The 2,801-nt window shown below is 61.3% G+C and carries 4 protein-coding genes; all 4 read right to left on the bottom strand.

The window, feature by feature from the left end:
* Positions 1–14 precede the first annotated feature (14 nt).
* The 4 genes from SR3_RS30115 to tnpA all read right to left on the bottom strand — a co-directional run bounded on the left by SR3_RS30115 (position 15) and on the right by tnpA (position 2,702).
* Entirely contained in the window at positions 15–311 is a 297-nt protein-coding gene (locus tag SR3_RS30115) for a hypothetical protein (RefSeq protein ID WP_068095082.1), read from the bottom strand.
* Positions 311–1,921, bottom strand: a complete 1,611-nt coding sequence (gene tnpC / locus SR3_RS30110; RefSeq protein ID WP_068095079.1) for an IS66 family transposase — start codon at positions 1,919–1,921, stop codon at positions 311–313. The genes SR3_RS30115 and tnpC overlap by 1 nt, the downstream gene beginning before the upstream one ends.
* 62 nt (positions 1,922–1,983) lie before the next feature.
* A complete protein-coding gene (gene tnpB / locus SR3_RS31025; protein WP_407668230.1) occupies positions 1,984–2,310 on the bottom strand; it encodes an IS66 family insertion sequence element accessory protein TnpB in 327 nt (108 codons plus the stop codon).
* A 17-nt stretch (positions 2,311–2,327) separates the two neighbouring features.
* Complete coding sequence (tnpA, locus tag SR3_RS32875) at positions 2,328–2,702, bottom strand: IS66-like element accessory protein TnpA (RefSeq protein WP_068095075.1); 375 nt, start codon at positions 2,700–2,702, stop codon at positions 2,328–2,330.
* Positions 2,703–2,801 lie beyond the last annotated feature (99 nt).

The following is a 2,801-nucleotide window of genomic DNA, read 5'->3' as shown; positions in this document are numbered from 1 at the left end:
TAACCGTCCGATTGTTACCGCGGTGGTTGGGCCTTGAAGCGCGTGGCGAGTTCGGGGTCGCCGACGAAGGCATCGAGGAAGCCGTGCCAGGTCTGGGTGGTGCGGCGTGCTTCTCGAAGCATATCTGACAATTCGTCGACGCCATCGTCGGTGAGCGCCGTAATGGTCTCATCCGGGCCAGTGTAAACGCTGATGATCGCTCCGTATGTCAGATTGTCGCCGCTCCAGATGATGGCTTGCAACAGCTCCACGTCCTCGCCGAGCATTTCGGCAGCATAAGCCAGTGTGTGCACATGGGTGATCGTGGCCATCAGGCTACCTCTGCCAACGGCACCAAGGGCACCCAGTTCCAAGGCAGCAATTCCTCGATCCGGTTGATCTTATGATCATGGATACGGCCGAGCACGTCGGCGAGATAAGCCTGGGGATCGAGTCCGCTCATCTTTGCACTTTCAATAAGCGTCATGGCCCGCGCCAGGGTTTCAGCGCCTGCTTCGGAGCCCGCGAAGAGCCAGTTACGTCTTCCGAGACCGATAGGTCTCACGGCTCGCTCAGCGGCATTGTTATCAATGGCGACACGCCCGTCTTCGATAAACAGTGAGAAGGCGTGCCAGCGACCCAAGCCATAACGAATGGCGCTGGCCAGGTCGCCCTTGACGGGGATGCGGGTGAGTTGCTGCTCGGCCCAGGCGCGCAATGCCTCGAGTTTGGGTTTGCTATGCTCTTGGCGCACGGCACGCCGAACATCGGCAGGCTTCCCGGCGATTTCGCGTTCGATGTCGTACAACTGGCCGATGCGATCGAGGGCTTCTCGCGCTATCGGGGATTTGTTTGCTTTCCAGATGTCGTGGAAGTCACGCCGCCAATGCGCGAAGCAGGCAGCTTCCCGGAAGCGCGGTTCGCCGTCCGCGCCGGGCTCATAGAGCTTCGCATATCCCTTGTAGGCGTCGGCCTGGAGAATGCCGCTCGCATTGCAAAGGTGGTTTTGCACGTGCTCCGCCTTCCAGTTGGGGGCAAAGCGATAGACCACACCCGGCGGTGCCGGCCCGTTCCACGGGCGCTGATCGCAGACATAACCCCAGATCCTGCCTTGCTTCACGCCCTTACCGAGCCCCTTGGCCCGCCTTGTGTGATCCAGCACTTGGATCGGTGTATCATCGGCGTGAATGACGGTGCTGGCCAGGACCGAAGCCTCAATACGCTCGACCAGAGGCTGCAGGGTTCGCATCGCTTTGCCGCACCAGTCAGCCAGCGTGCTGCGGGGAATGTCAGCGCCCATGCGGGCAAGGATTTCGTTCTGCCGGTACAGCGGCAAGTGATCGTCGAACTTTGAGACGAGCACGTAGGCAAGCAGGCTGCTTCCGGCCATGCTGCCTGGGATCGGGCGGCTCGGAGCCGGCACCTGCACCATTTTCTCACAGCAGCGGCAGGACTTCTTCGGCCGCGCTACCTCGATCACCTTCAGCTTGGCTGTGATCATCTCGAGGATTTCGCTCACGTCCTCGCCGACGAGGCGTAACTCGCCCCCGCAATCGGGACAAGCGCTGCCCGGGTCGAGTTCTTTTCGCTCGCGCGGCGTGTCGGACGCAACGCGCGGACGCCGGACCATGGCCCGTGCACTGTCTACATGCGCAGCGGTCTCATCCTCTTCGGGATCACTCGGCAAAGCGGCGGTTTGTGCCGCGGCGACCAGAATATCTTCCAGCGCCAGTTCCAGCTGCTCGATCTCGCGTTCGATCTTTTCCGAGGACTTGCCGAAGGCCTGCTTCTTCAGCTTGGCAATACGCAGACGCAGAGCCTGAACCACCAGATCATGCACCCGGACCGTTGCCGCCAACTTCGCGTTTTCCGCCTGCAAGTCGGCGATTATCGCCTTCAGCAAAGTTGGGTCTTCGGGAAGATTTTGCGCCGCGCTCAGCATGATCCTGCTTACCAGCCAGCGGCAGGAATATCCATGAAAACAGCCAGATTCAGGAAGAAAAATCAGCCCACATGGGTAGGCGGTGCGCCCCAATTCGGGCGCCTCCAATCAATGCCCTCCCAGAGCATCGCGAGCTGCGCCGAGGTCAGCCGCGCAGTCCCGTCCGCCGCTGAGGGCCAAGGAAAACGGCCACGCTGCAAGACCTTGTAGTACAAGCAAAATCCCTGCCCATCCCAGTACAGGAGCTTCACCCTGTCACCGCGACGTCCTCGAAAAGCGAACACCGCTCCGCTTGTCGGTTTCTGTCGCAGTACCGTCTGGGCCAGCTGACCAAGGCCAGAGATGCCTTTGCGCATATCAGTGACGCCGCAGGCCAGATAAACCCGCACGCCAGTTCCCGGCCCGATCACGCCGCCTCCACGCAGCGGATGAGCCGGGTCAGGGCGATGGCCTCGATGTCGCTTCCAAATCGCAAAGTCCGGCCTTGCGTCAGGCGCAGCTCAACCATGCACGTCCCGCCTGGGTTAGCGCTGTGGGCAACTTCAGGGCTCCGAGCGGCAGGCATCTCCACAGGCAGAAAGACTGGCTCCGGTGGGGCCAGCAAGAACCCGCGCTTCTTCAAATCATGTCGCCACGTGTAAATCTGCTGTCGGGTTATATCGTGGCGCCGGGCCACCTCTGCCAGCGTCGCGCCATTGACGCCGACGGACCCGATGATCTCCAGCCTCTGCTGGTCCGTCCACCGGCGCCGTCGTTCCTGACCCAGTATCTCCGCCCTCATCGCTATCCCCGATCAAGAGACGTCGTTAGCGACGTCGCTATGACCGTCTCCTAAGAGATTATCGCGCCATCCGGCAGGCGGCACCAATCGGACGGTTAC

It is taken from the genome of Novosphingobium rosa NBRC 15208 (assembly GCF_001598555.1).
GTDB lineage: Bacteria > Pseudomonadota > Alphaproteobacteria > Sphingomonadales > Sphingomonadaceae > Novosphingobium > Novosphingobium rosa.
The sequence above is the reverse complement of the archived record's forward strand: the minus strand, read 5'-3'. Positions and strand labels throughout refer to the sequence as shown.